This window comes from Pseudomonas edaphica, from assembly GCF_965277385.1.
GTDB lineage: Bacteria > Pseudomonadota > Gammaproteobacteria > Pseudomonadales > Pseudomonadaceae > Aquipseudomonas > Aquipseudomonas edaphica.
This window is the reverse complement of sequence record NZ_OZ255725.1, coordinates 4118673-4135124: the sequence shown is the minus strand read 5'-3', so window position 1 is coordinate 4135124 and position 16452 is coordinate 4118673. Positions and strand designations below refer to the sequence as shown.

Annotated in this window: 13 protein-coding genes; 8 read left to right on the top strand and 5 right to left on the bottom strand. The window is 60.1% G+C overall.

The window, feature by feature from the left end; translation table 11 throughout:
- Nucleotides 1–5: 5 nt before the first annotated feature.
- Both ACQY47_RS18795 and ACQY47_RS18790 read left to right on the top strand, forming a co-directional pair.
- Nucleotides 6–1031 (top strand): hypothetical protein, encoded by a 1026-nt coding sequence (locus ACQY47_RS18795; RefSeq protein WP_428550930.1) that lies wholly within the window; start codon nucleotides 6–8, stop codon nucleotides 1029–1031.
- Nucleotides 1032–1158: 127 nt separating this feature from the next.
- Nucleotides 1159–2592 carry an ArnT family glycosyltransferase gene (locus ACQY47_RS18790; protein ID WP_017139290.1) on the top strand — a complete coding sequence of 478 codons (1434 nt, stop codon included), beginning with the start codon at nucleotides 1159–1161 and terminating at the stop codon, nucleotides 2590–2592.
- Between the two features lie 15 nt (nucleotides 2593–2607).
- Here ACQY47_RS18790 and ACQY47_RS18785 read toward each other — a convergent pair whose 3' ends face one another.
- Nucleotides 2608–3096, bottom strand: a complete 489-nt coding sequence (locus ACQY47_RS18785) for a TIGR00645 family protein (protein WP_056858242.1) — start codon at nucleotides 3094–3096, stop codon at nucleotides 2608–2610.
- Nucleotides 3097–3258: 162 nt separating this feature from the next.
- Here ACQY47_RS18785 and ACQY47_RS18780 point away from each other — a divergent pair, with 162 nt between their 5' ends.
- Nucleotides 3259–5082 (top strand): hypothetical protein, encoded by a 1824-nt coding sequence (locus ACQY47_RS18780; RefSeq protein ID WP_428550925.1) that lies wholly within the window; start codon nucleotides 3259–3261, stop codon nucleotides 5080–5082.
- A gap of 137 nt (nucleotides 5083–5219) precedes the next feature.
- Here ACQY47_RS18780 and ACQY47_RS18775 read toward each other — a convergent pair whose 3' ends face one another.
- Complete coding sequence (locus tag ACQY47_RS18775) at nucleotides 5220–5549, bottom strand: hypothetical protein (protein WP_099547625.1); 330 nt, start codon at nucleotides 5547–5549, stop codon at nucleotides 5220–5222.
- 302 nt (nucleotides 5550–5851) lie between these two features.
- Nucleotides 5852–8290 (bottom strand): Lon protease family protein, encoded by a 2439-nt coding sequence (locus tag ACQY47_RS18770; protein ID WP_056858239.1) that lies wholly within the window; start codon nucleotides 8288–8290, stop codon nucleotides 5852–5854.
- Between the two features lie 280 nt (nucleotides 8291–8570).
- Between ACQY47_RS18770 and ACQY47_RS18765 the strand changes: the two genes are divergently transcribed.
- The 5 genes from ACQY47_RS18765 to ACQY47_RS18745 all read left to right on the top strand — a co-directional run bounded on the left by ACQY47_RS18765 (nucleotide 8571) and on the right by ACQY47_RS18745 (nucleotide 12825).
- Nucleotides 8571–9059 (top strand): DUF3015 domain-containing protein, encoded by a 489-nt coding sequence (locus tag ACQY47_RS18765; RefSeq protein ID WP_017139294.1) that lies wholly within the window; start codon nucleotides 8571–8573, stop codon nucleotides 9057–9059.
- Between the two features lie 115 nt (nucleotides 9060–9174).
- Nucleotides 9175–11028, top strand: a complete 1854-nt coding sequence (locus ACQY47_RS18760) for a DUF4105 domain-containing protein (RefSeq protein WP_428550920.1) — start codon at nucleotides 9175–9177, stop codon at nucleotides 11026–11028.
- Between the two features lie 288 nt (nucleotides 11029–11316).
- Nucleotides 11317–11622, top strand: coding sequence for a chorismate mutase (locus tag ACQY47_RS18755; protein ID WP_017139296.1), 306 nt, complete (start codon nucleotides 11317–11319; stop codon nucleotides 11620–11622).
- A 248-nt stretch (nucleotides 11623–11870) separates the two neighbouring features.
- Entirely contained in the window at nucleotides 11871–12224 is a 354-nt protein-coding gene (locus tag ACQY47_RS18750; RefSeq protein WP_428550917.1) for a hypothetical protein, read from the top strand.
- 112 nt (nucleotides 12225–12336) lie between these two features.
- Entirely contained in the window at nucleotides 12337–12825 is a 489-nt protein-coding gene (locus tag ACQY47_RS18745) for a GreA/GreB family elongation factor (RefSeq protein WP_017139298.1), read from the top strand.
- Here the strand turns inward: ACQY47_RS18745 and gdhA are convergent.
- Nucleotides 12822–14159: an NADP-specific glutamate dehydrogenase gene (gene gdhA, locus ACQY47_RS18740; protein ID WP_428550913.1), complete on the bottom strand. Its 1338-nt coding sequence runs from the start codon at nucleotides 14157–14159 to the stop codon at nucleotides 12822–12824. The genes ACQY47_RS18745 and gdhA overlap by 4 nt on opposite strands.
- A 348-nt stretch (nucleotides 14160–14507) precedes the next feature.
- The gene (gene ettA / locus ACQY47_RS18735) at nucleotides 14508–16172 is read right to left on the bottom strand and encodes an energy-dependent translational throttle protein EttA (RefSeq protein WP_056858231.1); all 1665 of its coding nucleotides are present in this window, start codon (nucleotides 16170–16172) and stop codon (nucleotides 14508–14510) included.
- Nucleotides 16173–16452 lie beyond the last annotated feature (280 nt).

Genomic DNA, 16452 nt, shown 5'->3' with positions numbered 1-16452 from the left:
TACCCGTGCTCAAGCCCCTCGCCGTCATCGCCCTCGCCTTCACGCCCTTCCTCGCCAACGCCGCCGACGTCGCGGGCGTGTGGCAGGGCACGCTGGGTAAATCCGCCATCACCGCCTGTTTCAACGGCGCCGACGGCGAACAGGGCAGTTACTACTACCAGCGCATTCTCACACCGATCCAACTGACCCAGGCCAGCGACAACGCACCGTGGGTGGAAGCCGGCAATACCGGGCTGTGGAAGCTGGACAAACCTCAGGGCGATACGCTCGCGGGCGCCTGGAGCAAAACCAAAGACGCCAAATCGCTGCCACTGGCCTTGAAACGCATCAGCACCGACGGCTGCGGCAGCGACGCCTACAACGCGCCCATGGAAGCCGCGCCGCTGCCGGTGAAGACCGAGAAAAAAAGCTTCGAAAACCACGCGTATCTGCTCAAGGCCCAAGGCGCACAGGTCACGATCAAGCTCGAGGGCGACAGCCCGGCGATTCAGAAGATCAACCAGCAACTCGCGGCTCTGGCCGTCAACGATGAGGCGCAGGCGGATTACTTCCAGGAACGCCGTGAGTACCTCGCACGAAACGGCTCGGGCTACACCAGCGAAATCGACGTCGAGCCTACGTATTGGTCATCGCAATTCATCACCGTAAAGTTCTATCGCTGGGCGGCGGGTACCGGCGCGCGGGGCATCAGTTGGGGGCTGCACTCCTGGAACCTGCAAACCGGCGAACGTGTTGACCCGTGGACCTGGCTCGGTGGCCAACAACAATGGTATGACGTCTACTCCGGGCACGTGAAGTTGCCTGCCACCTTCAGCGCCTGGCTGGCCAAACAAACCACCACCGACGAGGGCTGCCCGGCAATCACCAGTTACGACAGCTTCGACCTGAGCTTCAACACCCAAGGCTTGCAACTCTCCACACGCGCCACGGGCGACGGCTGCGACAATGAGTTGAGCTTCACCTGGGCGCAATTGGAGCCGGTACTCACCGAGCCAGGCAAAGCGGCGCTGCCCAGCTTGAAACTGCCTTGAATACGGGGCTGAGCGAGCCTTACAAAAACCCCACACTCGTTCACGAAATGTTAAGAAACGGATACATATACTGACCGATTAACATGGCCGCTCCCCCGAGCGGTCCCCTGCTTCGGTAGCCAGAACCATGACGCGTCCCGTTCCTCTGCTGCTCCTTCTCGTTGCTGTGTTGTTCTTCTTCGCCCTTGGCAGCCATGAGCTGCAAGGCTCCACCGAAGCCCGCGTCGCCGGGATCGCCATGGCCATGCACCTGGACAATGACTGGGTGATCCCGCGCCTGTTCCGTGAACCCTTCCTGGAAAAACCACCCCTGAGCCTGTGGCTGGATGCTGGCGCCATTCGCCTGTTTGGCGGCACCAGTTGGGCGGTGCGCCTGGCGTCGGCGTTCGCCGGGTTGTTCAGTGTGATGCTGTTTTACGCGATGCTGCGCAAGTTCGGGCGGCCGCAAACCCTGGCGTTCTGCGCCGCGCTGATCCTGGCGACCATGGCCAGTTACTGGGGCAATGTGCGCGGCGTGGGTGAGGACTCATTGCTCAGCCTCGGCGTGACCACAGCGCTGCTGGGGTTCTACCAGGCCGTGCGGACTGATCGCGAAGGCTCAAGTGGTTGGGCCTGGGCGATGTTTACCGTCGGCATGGTCATCGCCACGTTGAGCAAAGGCGTGCTGGGCCTGGCAATGCCGGGCATTGTGATTTTTGTGTATTTGCTCAGCACCAGCCTGATGGATAAACGCCTGCGCATCGGCGACTGGCTCAAGCCGGCGTTGTTCACGCTGCTGGCGCTGGTGCCGCTGTTGATCTGGCTGGGCTTCCTGTTCCAGCGCGGCGGTATGCAGGCGGTGGCTGAAGTGCTGTGGACCAACAGCGTAGGACGCTTCAGCGGCTCCTTCGTCGAGGCCGGGCATTACGAACCGATCTACTACTACATCGCCAAGCTGCCCGAAGCCTTTTTGCCGTGGAATATCCTGGTGTACCTGGGCCTGTGGCACTTTCGCAAAAGCCTGGTGCGCAACCGCTACCGCCTGTTTTTCAGCGTGTGGCTGGTGGCGCAGTTCACCCTGCTGACCCTGGCGTCGAGTAAACGCACGGTTTATTTGATGGCCCTCACGCCAGCCGCCGCCGTGCTGGCCGCGGAATATGCCGGGGTGTTGCTGGAATGGCTTAAAGCCCACAAACCGGCGATTTACCGCTACCACCGGCGTGTGATCGTCGGTGCTTTTACCCTGGCCATCCTCAGCTATATGAGCGCCGCGTTCTGGTTCGCGCCAAAGGCCGACAAACGCGAGTCGTTCGTGCCGGTGATCAGCCAGGCCAAAGCCTTTCAAACCGAAGGCAAGGACGTGGTGCTGTTCCAGCCTAACGAGCGTATCGCCGGGGCCAGCGTGTTCTATCTGCAGGCGTACTTGCCGATCCTGCAGACCGAAGCCGAGTTGCGCAGCTTCCTCACCGCCAAGCCCGGCAACATTGCGTTGCTGGACCGCACCGAACAGTTGAGCGAGAAGGTCAACGTGATCAAGGAAATGAAGATCGGCCGCCAGCCTTACTACTTTGTGACGCAGTAAGGCTAACGCGGGGCATCAGTGCTTGGTGAGCTTGTCCAGATAACCCATGGCGAACGCGGAGATCACGAACGTCATGTGGATGATCACGTACCACATCAAATGCTGCGGATCGATGTTCTTGGCGTCCATGAAGATGCGCAGCAGGTGGATGGACGAAATCGCCACGATGGACGCCGCCACTTTCATCTTCAGCGACGAAGAGTCCATGGTGCCCAGCCAGTTGAGCTTTTCTTTGTTCTCATCGATATCCAGCTGCGAGACAAAGTTCTCGTAGCCGGAAATCATCACCATCACCAGCAAACCGCCGACCAGCGCCATGTCGATCAACGACAGCAGCAACAGGATCACTTCCGATTCCAACATGGTGAAGATGTTGGGCAGGACGTGGATGATTTCCTGGAAAAACTTCAGCGCCAGGATCAGCAGACCCAGGGAAAGCCCCAGGTAAATCGGCGCCAGCAGCCAGCGCGAGGCGTACATCGTATTTTCGATAAAGCGTTCCATCAGATCTCACACAGCCAGGCTAAAAATGGCCGCGAGTATACCAGCCGCCTCCAAACAGCTGGAACCACGAGAAAACTGATCTGTACGGCATCTGTAAGAGAATTTTTCTGCTAGTGTCGAGTCCTCTCACTCGGCTCGATGATGTCGGACAGGAAGATTCAGATGACGGATGTGCGATCCCCTTTGGCCACCCTTGGCCTGTGTGCGGTGTTGCTGATGGCTGGTGGCTGCTCCCCGAAAGAAGAGCAGAAGCAGGCCACCCTCGAAGAGAAAACCGCAAAGTTCGAACAATCGCTGGACAGCATTCAAGACCCCAAACTCAGAGACGCCATCGCCGACCTCGGCGGCTCCCTGCTGTTGCTGGAACGGGCGCGCGTCAAGCTCGCCAACAAGCCCATCGAAGCCGAATACGGCGAAGACACCCTGGCCCTGCTCACGCACTACCCCACGCCCCAAGCCTTGGTCGACACCTACATCAACGGCCTGTTCGTGCTGCGCAAAGCCTCGCACTCCGACTACCTGACCGATTTGCAGCCGGTATTCCCGTTCAGTTTCAACAGCCCCGACCAGTTCCCCTTCCCCCACGGCCTGGAATGGCAGTCGGTGACCTTGAGCAACAATAAAGTCATCCCCTTCCAGCCGGAATGGTCGGAAACCGACCCGGGTATCCAGTTGAGCCCCAGCAGCTCCAACCTGACCAACCCCGATGACTTGACCGTGACCTACCCGTTTATCGAAGGCGTCGAGACCGACAACAAGAGCCAGCCGCAGCCCGTCAGCCTCAAAGGCTCGGTTGAAGTGGTCGCGCCGGGCAAGGTGCTGACCTTCGACCTGTCGAAAAAAGACGTAGGCCACAAGCGCACCGAAGGCAATATCACCCTCAACCTGCTGTTGCTTGAAAAAAACTACGCCGAGATTGAACTGACCAACAGCGAACCGCTGGCGCCGGAAGTCGGCGATGAATCGCCCAACCCATTGCTGGTGCAGGCCCGCGACAGCACCGGGCAGTACCTGACCCGCTCGGGTTCAATCAACGAAAATGCCGCGCAAGTGGCGTTCTACGAGAAACAACTGGCCGAGATGCAAAAGCAGAAGGCCTGGTCGGATGCCTTTGAAAAACAACTCACCGACGAACAAAAAGCCTTCGAGCACAAACAGAGCAGCCACTACGCCAAGGTGTATTTCAATGGCCTGATCGACACCCTGCAGGTCGATGTACTGGACTTCTCCAAAGCCACCCTCACCCGCAAAGACCTGGACCTGCCGGTGCAGCGCTTCGACAAGAACAGCCTGCAAAGCAGCGTGCAAGCGCTGCCGATGCCGGTCACCGTGTACGACGACAGCGCCGCCAGTTGGCTTAAAGACGCCGCCATGACCGAGGACCAGCTGAAAAAAAGTGTGACCATCACCCAGTCGACCGAAGACGCCAGCGCGGCGAAGATCGTGTTTGACCACCCGTTCACGTTCAATGACGACCTGGTCGGTGCTGATCGCAACAACAGCGACGCGCCCATCACCTTCTTCACGGCGGACGACAAAGGCGAGCGCGGCGAGCCGATTGAACTGCCCACCGAGGCCTTCGAGCTGAACGCCGGCAGCGGCACACTCACCTATGACCTCAACCTGTTCCCGGAAAACCCGGCCTTTGTGGTGGGCTCGGTGCCGCTGTTTTTGGCCACCATCGAAAAAAACACGATAGACGTGGCCAAGCTGCCTAAAGGCCTGTCGCTCAAAGACAACGCGCTGATCGTCGACCAAAAGGAATTCCCCGCCGACAGCTGGCGCTTCTACGCCAAGGACGCCACGGGCAAGTACCTCAAGGAAATCCTCGGCGTGAGCCACCGCGCAGAGGAATACGGCACGGCGCTGTTTGATGTGCATTACTTCTACGGCCAGCCCACCAGCCTGGAAAGCTACCAGCGCACCGACCTGGACACCGTGCAATACGGTTTTGAGGTCAAGCTGGATAAGCCCGAGAGCAAATAACCCCGCCGATCGTCCCCACGCTCCGCGTGGGAATGCATCCCGTGACGCTCCGCGTCACCTGCCCACGGCTTGAACCTGCGCTGGCTGCGGGACGCGGAGCGTCCGGGGCGGCATTCCCACGCGGAGCGTGGGAACGATCAGTGGTGGGTATCGCTGACCGGGTGCGAGCGCCCGCCGTTAAGTTGTCGCAGATGGGCCTGCAGGTGCAGGCACCAGATCTGCGGGTCATCGGCCAGCGCATAGCCATGCAAGGTCAGGCTTTGCACAATCGACTCCAGAATAGTTTCTGCCACGAATGGCCCATGGAAAGGGCCTTGGGACTTGATGGTGGACGGCTGCTCGCCGGTCATGCCGGCAGCAAACAATAAGGTCCACATGCCGTTATCCCCCGCGAGCGGGCGAATGGAGCATTCGATACGGGTGACCAGGCCCAGGCATTGGCGGGTAAGGCAAAGGTTGCGCGACATGGCGGCGCCCCTCGGTAGATCGGTGTTCAGCCTCAATCACGCGGGGAGGCTGTCTCTGTCCTGCGACTCCTGTGGATATCCCTAAAAGTCAGAATAGAAGAAAACCAGTACAAACCAAGGTTGTAGGGACCAACGGGCGTTGGTCCCTGAAATGGGAGTCAATTTTGTGACGAAACACCACCGATCCAATGTGGGAGCTGGCTTGCCTGCGATGACTGACTCATAGCCGACACTTCTGCTGGCTGACCCACCGCTATCGCAGGCAAGCCAGCTCCCACATTTACCGCGTTCCGAACTGCAGATCAGGTTGGCTGGGTTTGCGCCAACGCCTGCTGCGCCAGCTCCTTCTCCGCCTCCTTCAAATCATCCTCACTGATCATCTCGGCGATCGCACGCAACCGCTCAACCACGCGCGCATTCACTGTGCCTTCGGGGAATTGCCCTTCTTCGTCCGGCTCACCGGCAGGCTCGCCCACCAACAGGCTCAGCGCCTCGTCGGCCTGACGCACGGCATAGATATGGAACTGCCCGTCGCGCACGGCTTGCAGCACCTTCTCGTCGAGCATCAGCGTGGCCACGTTGGCCTGCGGGATGATTGCGCCCTGCTCGCCGGTCAAGCCGCGTGCTTCACAGAGGCGGAAGAAGCCTTCGATCTTCTCGTTGACCCCACCCACCGCCTGCACTTCACCGAACTGGTTGATTGAGCCGGTGATGGCAAAACACTGCTTGAGCGGCGTTTTCGACAAGGCCGAAATCAAGGTACACGCCTCGCCCAACGACGCACTGTCACCGTCCACGTAACCGTAGGACTGCTCCAACGCGATACTGGCCGAAATCGCCAGCGGGAATTCCTGGGCATAACGGCTGCCCAGGTAACCGGTGAGGATCATCACGCCCTTGGAGTGGATCGGCTGACCAAGGTTAACTTCGCGCTCGATGTCGACAATGCCGCTGCCGCCCGGGTACACCGTGGCGGAAATCCGCGCCGGCACGCCGAACGCCGAATCACCGACTTCCAGCACGGTCAGCCCGTTGCACTTGCCGACCGCCGCACCGGCGGTGTCGATCAGGATGACCCCGGCGAGCATGTCGTCGAGAATCCGCGCCGATACACGCCCGGTGCGCGTGGCCTTGGCCTTGAGCGCCCGTTCGATATGGCCGGCATCAGTCATCTCGTCGCCCGCCAGGTGGCGGATAAAGTCCGCCTCGCTGACCAGTTGGAACAAGTCGCCAATGCGCGCCGACAGACGCCCTTGGTGTTCCGCCAACCGAGCGCTGTAAGTGGCCAACCGCGCCACCGCGTCCGAGGTCAACGGCGCCATGCCTTCTTCCGAGGTGCGGGTTTTGAGCAACTGGGCGAACTGTTCCAGGCTTTCGTCGACCATCGGGATGTCTTCGTCGAAGTCCACCAGCACGCGGAACATCTCCTGGAAGTCCGGGTCGGCGTCCTGCAACGCGTAGTACAGCTGGCGCGAGCCGATGATGATGACCTTGACCTGCAACGGGATCATCTGCGGGTTGAGGGTCACGGTGGCCAAGCGGCCCAGCTCGCCCAGCGGCGATTCCATCTTCAGCTTGCGCGACTGCAAGGAGCGCTTGAGCGCGTCCCACACAAACGGCTCGCTGAGCATTTTCTCGGCTTCCAGGATCAGGAAACCGCCATTGGCACGGTGCAACGCGCCCGGACGCAACTGGCGATAGGTGGTGTAGAGCGCGCCTTGGTCGGTGCTGTATTCGATACGGCCGAACAGGTTGTCGTAGGTCGGGTGCGGCTCAAACACCACCGGCGCGCCGCCATTGACCGAATGGCCCACCACCAGGCTTGGGCAATATTGCTCTTCGAGCAGCTTGCGCGCCTGGGCGTCGGTCTTGGCGTCGTCGACCAATTGCTCAACCACGGTTTTCAGCAGGTAGACCTGCATGGCTTGCAGGTAACCGCAAACGCCTGCGTTTTCTGCGTATTTTTCCGACAAGGGCGCCAGCAAAGGTTGCAGGGCCAGGGTGATGGTTTCTTCGTTAAATTGGCGCAGTTGGTTATTGGACTCACGCTTCCACTGCGGCAGGCTGGCCAGTTCTTCGTTGAGGCGCTCTTCCAGCTCGGAAATATCCGTGTGGAAGCGCTCGCGATCGACTTCCGGCAGTTGCGAGAACTCGGCTTCGTCCAGCGCCTTGCCGTCGAGCATCGGCGTGAAGGCGATGTTGGAGCTGTCGCGGTACAGCGCCACGTCTTTTTCCAGCGCCAGGCGCTCGATCACGTCCAACGCCTTGTCGTAACGCTGGTTGAAGGCGCGGTCGATGGCGCTTTTGCGCTGTTGATAGGTCGGGTGTTCGAACACGGCCGGGAACGTGGCGACAAGGTTGTCGACCAAGCCGTTGATATCGGCGATGAACGCCGCCGCAGCGCCGCCCGGCAATTCCAGGGCACGCGGTTCGCGCGGCTCGTCAAAATTGTTGACGTAGACCCAGTCCGCCGGGGTCTGCAGGCGTTTGCCTTCGGCTTTCAGGTAGCGTTTGACGAACGAAAAGCGGCCGGTACCGGGCTCGCCCATGACAAACACGTTGTAACCGGGGCGTGGCATCGCCACACCGAACTGCAACGCTTCTACTGCGCGTTCCTGGCCAAGCACACCGCGAAAGGGCTCCAAATCATTGGTGGTCGAGAAGCTGAACTGTTCAGCGGAGAAAGGGCGAGTCAGCGCTTCGGGCGCTAGACGCAAGCTGGCAGCAACAGGATCAGGCATCGGGCTTCCTTACATCAGGCGGGGCAGATGACGGCATTCTGGCTCTCGCCTACGCGCTCTGGCAAGGCGAGCCTGTGGGAAAGCATAGACAGGGGATGCGTCTTACAAAAAAATCGCTGCCACGCTCGACAACCACACGGATTGTTTTATAAAAAATAACGGAACCCTAGGAACGTGCCTAAACTCCAAACTGCGCGGGTTGGACTAATAACTGGCCCCTAGGGCGCTGCGACGCGCCTGAACCCTTGTCCATTGGTTTGCACACAAAGAGAACAAAGCTATGAAACGGATCCTTCTTGGTACTCTCTTCACCGTTGTCTCCCTCAATGCAATGGCTGAATCGCCAGGTGGCCCGAACTGCGGTTGGGGCAACATGCTGTTCGAAGGCCAGCGCGGTACTCCCGCTCACTTCCTTGCTTCCACCACCAACGGCACCTCGGGTAACGCCACCTTCGGCATGACCTCGGGCACCAACGGTTGCAGCACCAACAGCGCCCTGACCTACGGCGGCAAGTCCTGGATTGCCATGAATGGCATGATGAACGAGCTGTCCGAAGACATGGCCAAAGGCAACGGCGAAGCGCTGACCACCTACGCGGTGGTACTGGGCGTTGCACCGGAAGATCGCGAGCACTTCGCGGCCGTGACCCACGAGCACTTCCAGCAGATCTTCAGCAAAGCTGACGTGACCGCCGACGACGTGCACAACAACACCCTGGCTGTACTGAAAAGCGATACCCGCCTGGCCAAATACGCCACCCAGGCTTAAGCTCGACTGGCCCGCGCCTTTCGAGGCGCGGGTTTTATTTCTGGTTTTATTTTTGGTTCTATTTTTGGGCCCGCCTCCCCTTTGGGTCTCACTACTTCCGACTTAAGTTGCCCTTATGCTCAAACGCTTTGCCTGGCTGGCACTCTTCGCCTGCGCCCCGCTGTACGCGGCGCCGCATATTGATGATCAACGTTTGCAGCAACTGGCCAACGATCCGTTCTGGCTGTCTTTGGGCCATTACGAAGCCGGCAAGCTCAAAGGCTGGCGCAGCTATGTCAGCGACAAAAAGTTCTTCCTCGCCCCCGATGGCGCCCACCACCCGGACCAGGAACTGCAGGCCACCGTGGAGGCGCTGTACGCCCCGGCCAGCCTCGGCGAAAAGCACGCCCAATGCGTTTACCCCGCACGTACCCGCTGGCTCAAGAGTCAGTTGAACCTCACCGACTTGCCCGCGCTGGAGTGCAAAGAATTCACCCAATGGTTCAAGGACGTCGCGCCCCACAGCGCGGTGATGATCTTCCCGGCGGCCTACCTCAACAGCCCGTCGTCGATGTTCGGCCACACCCTGCTGCGTATCGACCAGGCTGACGTGCAGAGCAACAACACCGCGCTGCTGAGCTACGCGATCAACTTCGGCGCCTATATCGAAGGCTCCGACAACAGCATTCTCTATGCCTGGAAAGGCCTGATGGGCGGCTATCCCGGCCTGTTTGCGCTGGTGCCGTACCAGGAAAAACTCTCGGAGTACCGTAGCCTCGAGAACCGCGACCTGTGGGAATACCGCCTCAACCTGACCCAGCTTGAGACCGAGCGCATGGTCCGGCACGTGTGGGAGCTCAAGCAGATCCAGTTCGACTACTTCTTCTTTGATGAAAACTGCTCCTATCGCCTGCTGGAGCTGCTGCAAGTGGCGCGCCCGAGCCTGCGCCTGACCGAGCAATTCCCGCTCACGGCGATCCCCACCGACACCGTTAAAGCGGTAAAAGAAGCGGGTTTGGTGGAGAAAATCGACTACCGCCCGTCCCGCGAACGTGAACTGCTCGAACGCGCCAAACCGTTGGATGGCGACGAGCAGCAATGGGTGCTGAAAATCAGCGACGACCAGAAGCAGTTGCAGGAACCGGCCTTCAAGGCCCTGCCCCGCGAGCGTCAGGCGTTGATTATCGACGCCGCCTATCGCCTCGGCCGCTACCGCGCCAATGGCCTGGAGCGCGACACCGAACGCTCGCAACGCAGCTTCGAACTGCTGCGCGCGATCAACCAGAACCCGGCGCCCGACCTTAAAATCGAACGCCCCGGCCAGCCCGAAGACGGCCACGAGTCGCGGACCTGGCAAGCCGGCATCGGCACCCGCGGCAGCAAAACCTTCGGCGAATACGGCCTGCGCATGGCCTACCACGACCTCAACGACAACGCCGAAGGCTTCCCGCTGGGCGCGCAGATTGAAATTTTGCAGATGAAACTGCGCCAATACGAAGGCAACCACTGGCAACTGCAACAGCTGGACCTGGCCACCATCCGCTCCCTGACCCCGCGTAATGCGCTGTTGCAGCCGTGGTCATGGCAAGTGACCGGCGGCCTGGAGCGCGTGCCGGGCAAGCACGACGACGAAACCCTCGTCGCCCACGTCAACGGCGGCGCCGGCGGTACCTGGCAACTCACCGACGACATGCTGGGTTTTGCCCTCGGCACCGTGCGTGTGGAACATAACAACGACTTCAGCGAAGCCATCTCACCGGCTGCCGGGTTCAACACCGGCGTGCTGTGGAAAAACCCGCTGGGGAATCTGAGCCTTGAGGCCAAGGGTGATTTCTTCACCAATGGCGAAGTACGGCGCAGCATCAGCCTGAACCAGCAGTGGGAATTGTCGCGCAACCTGGGCCTGCGGTTGAGTGCCCAGCGTGAGTACAGCCATTTATCGACGCCAGTGAATGAAGTGATGCTTGAAGTGAAGTGGTATCACTACTAACCACCCCGGATCGCTCCCACGCAGAGCGTGGGAACGATCAATGGCGGAGTGTCAGTTGTTGATTTTTAGCTGACATACCGCCATCGCAGGCAAGCCAGCTCCCACACTTTTTTGCGCCTGACTTGAGCTCTGCGCCGTTCACAGTTCAAAGGTGGGAGCCGGGCTTGCCCGCGATGGCGGTCGTCCAGGTAATGATGCATTGACTGACCCACCGCTTTCGCGAGCAAGCCCGCTCCCACATTTGGTCCGTGCATATCCCGACACATCGCAATCAGGAGTTCCATCAACATGGCTGTTAACTGCACCTCCCTTGAACAAGTCCGCGAAAACATCGACCGCCTCGACCAACAAATCGTCACCCTGCTGGCCGAGCGCGGCCACTACGTTTCCCAGGCTGCGCGCTTTAAGAAAGACGCCGATGGCGTCAAGGCGCCACAACGGGTTGAACAGGTGATCGCCAAAGTGCGGGGTTTATCCGAGGCGGTGGGCGCCAACCCTGAGGTTACTGAGCAGGTGTATCGCGCAATGATTGCGGCGTTTATTCAGCAAGAGCTGGCTGAACATGCCGCACTGACGACCGACCAGACGACATAACCCCCTTTGTGGCGAGCAGGCTTGCCCTGCGTTGGGCTGCGCAGCAGCCCCGATCTTTTGGGGCCGCTCCGCGCCCCAGCGGGAGCAAGCTCCCTCGCCACAGGACAGCGCCTGTCTTTAGATCGTTCCCGCGCAGAGCGTGGCCTGGCCCTTTAACTCAACACTTTTCTCACCGCCCTTTCACGCCTCCCCGACAAATCCCTGACTAGACTTCCCCTATCAGCCGTAAAGCGGCCAGGGAGTACGCCATGTGGCGGTCTGCGGTAATGCTGTGTGCGCTAGTGTGGTTGTCGGGTTGCCAGTCCACCCATCAGGATTTGATCGCCAAGGGTTATCCTCCGGCCTTTGCCGATGGCTTTGACGACGGTTGCAGCAGTGGTCGCCAGGCCGCTGGGGTCATCAGTGGGGAGTTTCGCAAGAATGTGCCGCGCTATATCAAAGACCGTGAATACGCCGAAGGCTGGGAAGATGGCTTTCGCCAGTGCAAGGCCATGCGCGAGAACGAGGAGTTGCGCGACTACAAGGACAACCACTGGGATGACCGTGAACGCGCCTGGCAACAGGAGAAGGATCGCGACGCTGCCCGCGCCTATCGCCAGTAGTAGGTGGTTTTTCTGAAAAGCGGACGCAGAGCGTCCAGGGCTGCATGCCCACGCAGAGCGTGGGAACGATCACGCGGCGACCATGGCCCAACCTTCATAGAAGGAGAACGTCATGAGCCGAGCTTTTGTAAATGAGGACAACGCCGCTGCCCAGGCCGACCAGCCGGTGGAGCGCCTGGTGAGTGAACAGCCCAATCGTCTCACCGCGCAAGGGTTAGCGCAGTTGCAGGCCAAGGTTGCGCAGTTGCAGCAGGAATACAGCCTCGAATCCGCCCGGGACAATAAGCAGCGGCTGGCGGACCTTGAGCGCGATTTGCGCTACTTCAACCAGCGTGTGCAAAGCGCCCAGGTGATGCCACCAGCGACGTCTACCGACAAGGTGCAAATCGGCAGCTGGGTCACCTTCGCCAACGAGCAGGACGAGCAGCAGCGCATTCAACTGGTCGGCGAAGACCAGGCCGACGCCCACGCCCATCTGATCAACTGGGGCTCACCGCTGGGCCGCGCATTGCTGGGCGCCCAGGTCGGCGACGAAGTACTGTGGAAGCGCCCCGTCGGCGATCAGTTGATCGAAGTGCTGCGGGTCGAACCCGAGGCCTAGACGATGCCTTGGGCCAGCATCGCATCAGCGACTTTCACAAAGCCCGCGATGTTCGCGCCCTTCACGTAATTGACCCGGCCGTTTTCTTCGCCGTAATGCACGCAGGCATGGTGGATCGACTGCATGATGTTGTGCAATTTGCTGTCGACTTCGCCCGCGGTCCACAGCAGGCGCATGGCGTTCTGCGACATTTCCAGGCCACTCACGGCCACGCCACCAGCGTTGGAGGCTTTGCCCGGTGCGAACAGAATGCCCGCCTCGATAAAGATATCCACAGCCTCCAAGGTGGTCGGCATGTTGGCGCCTTCGGCCACGCAGAGACAGCCGTTGCGCAGCAGCGTGCGGGCGGCGTCGGCGTCGAGTTCGTTCTGGGTCGCGCAGGGCAGCGCGATGTCGCAGGCCAACTCCCAAGGCGTTTTGCCTTGGCGGAACTCCAGGCCGAAACGCCCGGCCAGTTCGCTGATGCGGCCGCGCTGCACGTTTTTCAGCTCCAGCAGCGCCGACCATTGCTCCTCGGTCAAACCGCTTTCGGCGTACAAGGTGCCTTCGGAATCAGACAGGGAAACCACCTTGCCGCCCAGGTCCATGACTTTGCGCGCTGCGTATTGCGCGACGTTGCCGGAACCGGAGACGGCCACGCGCTTGCCCTCAACCCGCAGGCCGTTGCGCTTGAGCATTTCTTCAGCGAAGTACACGCAACCAAAGCCGGTGGCTTCAGGGCGGATCAGGCTGCCACCGTAGGCCATGCCTTTGCCGGTCAGCACTGAGGTGAACTGGTTGCTCAGGCGTTTGTACTGGCCAAACAGGAAGCCGATTTCACGCGCGCCCACGCCAATATCGCCGGCCGGCACGTCCACGTCGGCGCCGATGTGGCGGTACAGTTCACTCATGAATGCCTGGCAGAAGCGCATCACTTCGGCGTCGCTCTTGCCCTTGGGATCGAAGTCCGAGCCGCCTTTGCCGCCGCCCATGGGCAGCGAGGTCAGGGAGTTTTTGAAGGTCTGTTCGAAGGCGAGGAATTTCAGCACGCCCAGGTTCACCGACGGGTGAAAGCGCAGGCCGCCTTTGTAGGGGCCGATGGCGCTGTTCATCTGGATGCGAAACCCGCGATTGACCTGCACCTTGCCGTGATCATCCACCCACGATACCCGGAAGGTAATCGCGCGTTCCGGCTCGCAGATGCGCTCCAGAATGCCCGAGGTCAGGTAGTGGGGGTTGGCTTCAAGAAACGGCCACAGGCTGCGCAGGACTTCTTCTACGGCCTGGTGAAATTCCGGCTGGTCGGGGTCGCGTTTCTTGAGGCGGGAAAGGAAGGATTCGACAGATTCGATCATGGAGAAGTCTCGGCAAATTGATTGTTTTTAAATGAGATTGAGCCGGACCTTAGCAATTCATGTTGCACCTGAAAAGCGCAAAATGTCGCCTTTGTGAATTTAAATGGTGCTTTATATATAAATTACTGTGATTTTTTGCACCATTACGGGGATTTAAAATCAGCAAATGCACCAACAGGTAAACCGCTATCGCAGGCAAGCCAGCTCCCACATTTGATCGGGTTGCCAATGTGAAATGCGGCCGAAGGTGGGAGCTGGCTTGCCTGCGATAAATCCACCGCGGTCCTCCTGAATCACACGCAAAAAAAAGCGGAGCCCGAAGGCTCCGCTTTTTCAAACCAACCCAACTCAGGCCAGTTTTTTGTGCCGTACACGGTGCGGCTGGGCAGCTGCATCGCCCAAACGCTTCTTACGGTCCGCTTCGTACTCGGTGTAGTTACCTTCGAAGAACACCGCTTGGGAGTCATCTTCGTACGCCAGGATGTGCGTCGCGACGCGGTCCAGGAACCACCGATCGTGAGAGATCACAATGGCGGCGCCCGGGAAGTCCAGCAGGGCCTCTTCCAGGGAACGCAGGGTTTCAACGTCGAGGTCGTTGGACGGTTCGTCGAGCAGCAACACATTGCCGCCTTCTTTCAGGGTCAGTGCCAGGTGCAAGCGACCGCGCTCACCACCGGACAGGTCCTTGACGAACTTCTGTTGATCGCCGCCCTTGAAGTTGAAACGGCCGACGTAAGTGCGCGACGGAATCTCATAGTTGCCGATGCGGATCTGGTCGGAACCTTCGGAGACTTGCTGGAATACCGTTTTGCTGCCGTCCAGGTCTTCGCGGCTTTGATCCACGCAGGCCAGTTGCACGGTTTCACCGATTTCGATGCTGCCCGAATCCGGGGTTTCCTTGCCCATCAGCATGCGGAACAGTGTGGATTTACCCGCACCGTTACCACCGATAACGCCGACGATCGCGCCTTTTGGCATGGAGAACGACAGGTTGTCGATCAACACGCGGTCGCCATAGCCTTTGCAGACGTTCTTGAATTCGATGACCTTGTCACCCAGGCGCGGGCCGGCCGGGATGTAGATCTCGTTGGTTTCGCTGCGTTTCTGGAATTCCTGCGACTGCATTTCTTCAAAGCGTTGCAGACGTGCCTTGGATTTGGACTGGCGGGCCTTGGCGCCTTTGCGCACCCACTCCAGTTCTTCCTTCATGGCTTTTTCGTGGGCCGATTGCTGCTTGGATTCGGCGGCCAGACGGTCGGACTTGGCTTCCAGCCAACCGGAGTAGTTGCCCTCGTAAGGGATACCGGCGCCACGGTCGAGCTCGAGGATCCAGCCGGCGACGTTGTCCAGGAAGTAGCGGTCGTGCGTGATCGCTACCACGGTGCCCGGGAAGTCGTGCAGGAAGTGCTCCAGCCAGGCGACGGAATCGGCGTCCAAGTGGTTGGTCGGTTCGTCGAGCAGCAGCATGTCGGGAGCCGACAGCAGCAGGCGGCACAGGGCCACACGGCGTTTTTCACCGCCGGAGAGGAATTCGACCTTGGCATCCCACGCTGGCAAACGCAGCGCGTCGGCGGCGACTTCCAGCTGGCGCTCCAGGTTGTGGCCGTCGCCAGCCTGCAGGATGGCTTCGAGCTTGGCCTGTTCAGCGGCCAGCTTGTCGAAGTCGGCATCTTCTTCGGCGTAGGCGGCGTAGACCTCGTCCAGGCGGGCCTGGGCGTTCTTGATCACGGCAACCGCTTCCTCGACCACTTCACGCACGGTCTTGGTCGGGTCCAGGATCGGCTCTTGCGGCAGGTAGCCGATGTTCAGTTCGGGCATCGGGCGCGCTTCGCCTTCGAACTCGGTGTCGACGCCGGCCATGATTTTCAGCAGCGTGGACTTACCCGAACCGTTGAGGCCGAGCACGCCGATCTTGGCGCCGGGGAAGAAGGACAGCGAAATGTTTTTCAGGATTTCCCGCTTCGGCGGAACAACTTTTCCCAGCCGATGCATGGTGAAGACGTATTGAGCCATGGTGAACCTAGCGTCAGTGACTGATGAATTAAGCGGGCGAAGCCCGTGCAGGCCATGCGCCGCGCGGGCCGTTGACTATCATCAATGCCTGCGAGCGGAAAAAGCCTGAATGTCTGGGGCTGGAACGCCCCCGCGTAACCGGCAAAGCTACCTGAATGCGCTTGGGCAGTCCAGCCAAGCGGGGCTGGCACTTTGCCACAAGGCAAGGCATGCTAGCCGCCCTCCGGGCGTCCGGCTTATAGTGCACGTCGCGCGCCAGTCCAGCCAAACCGCAGGATCA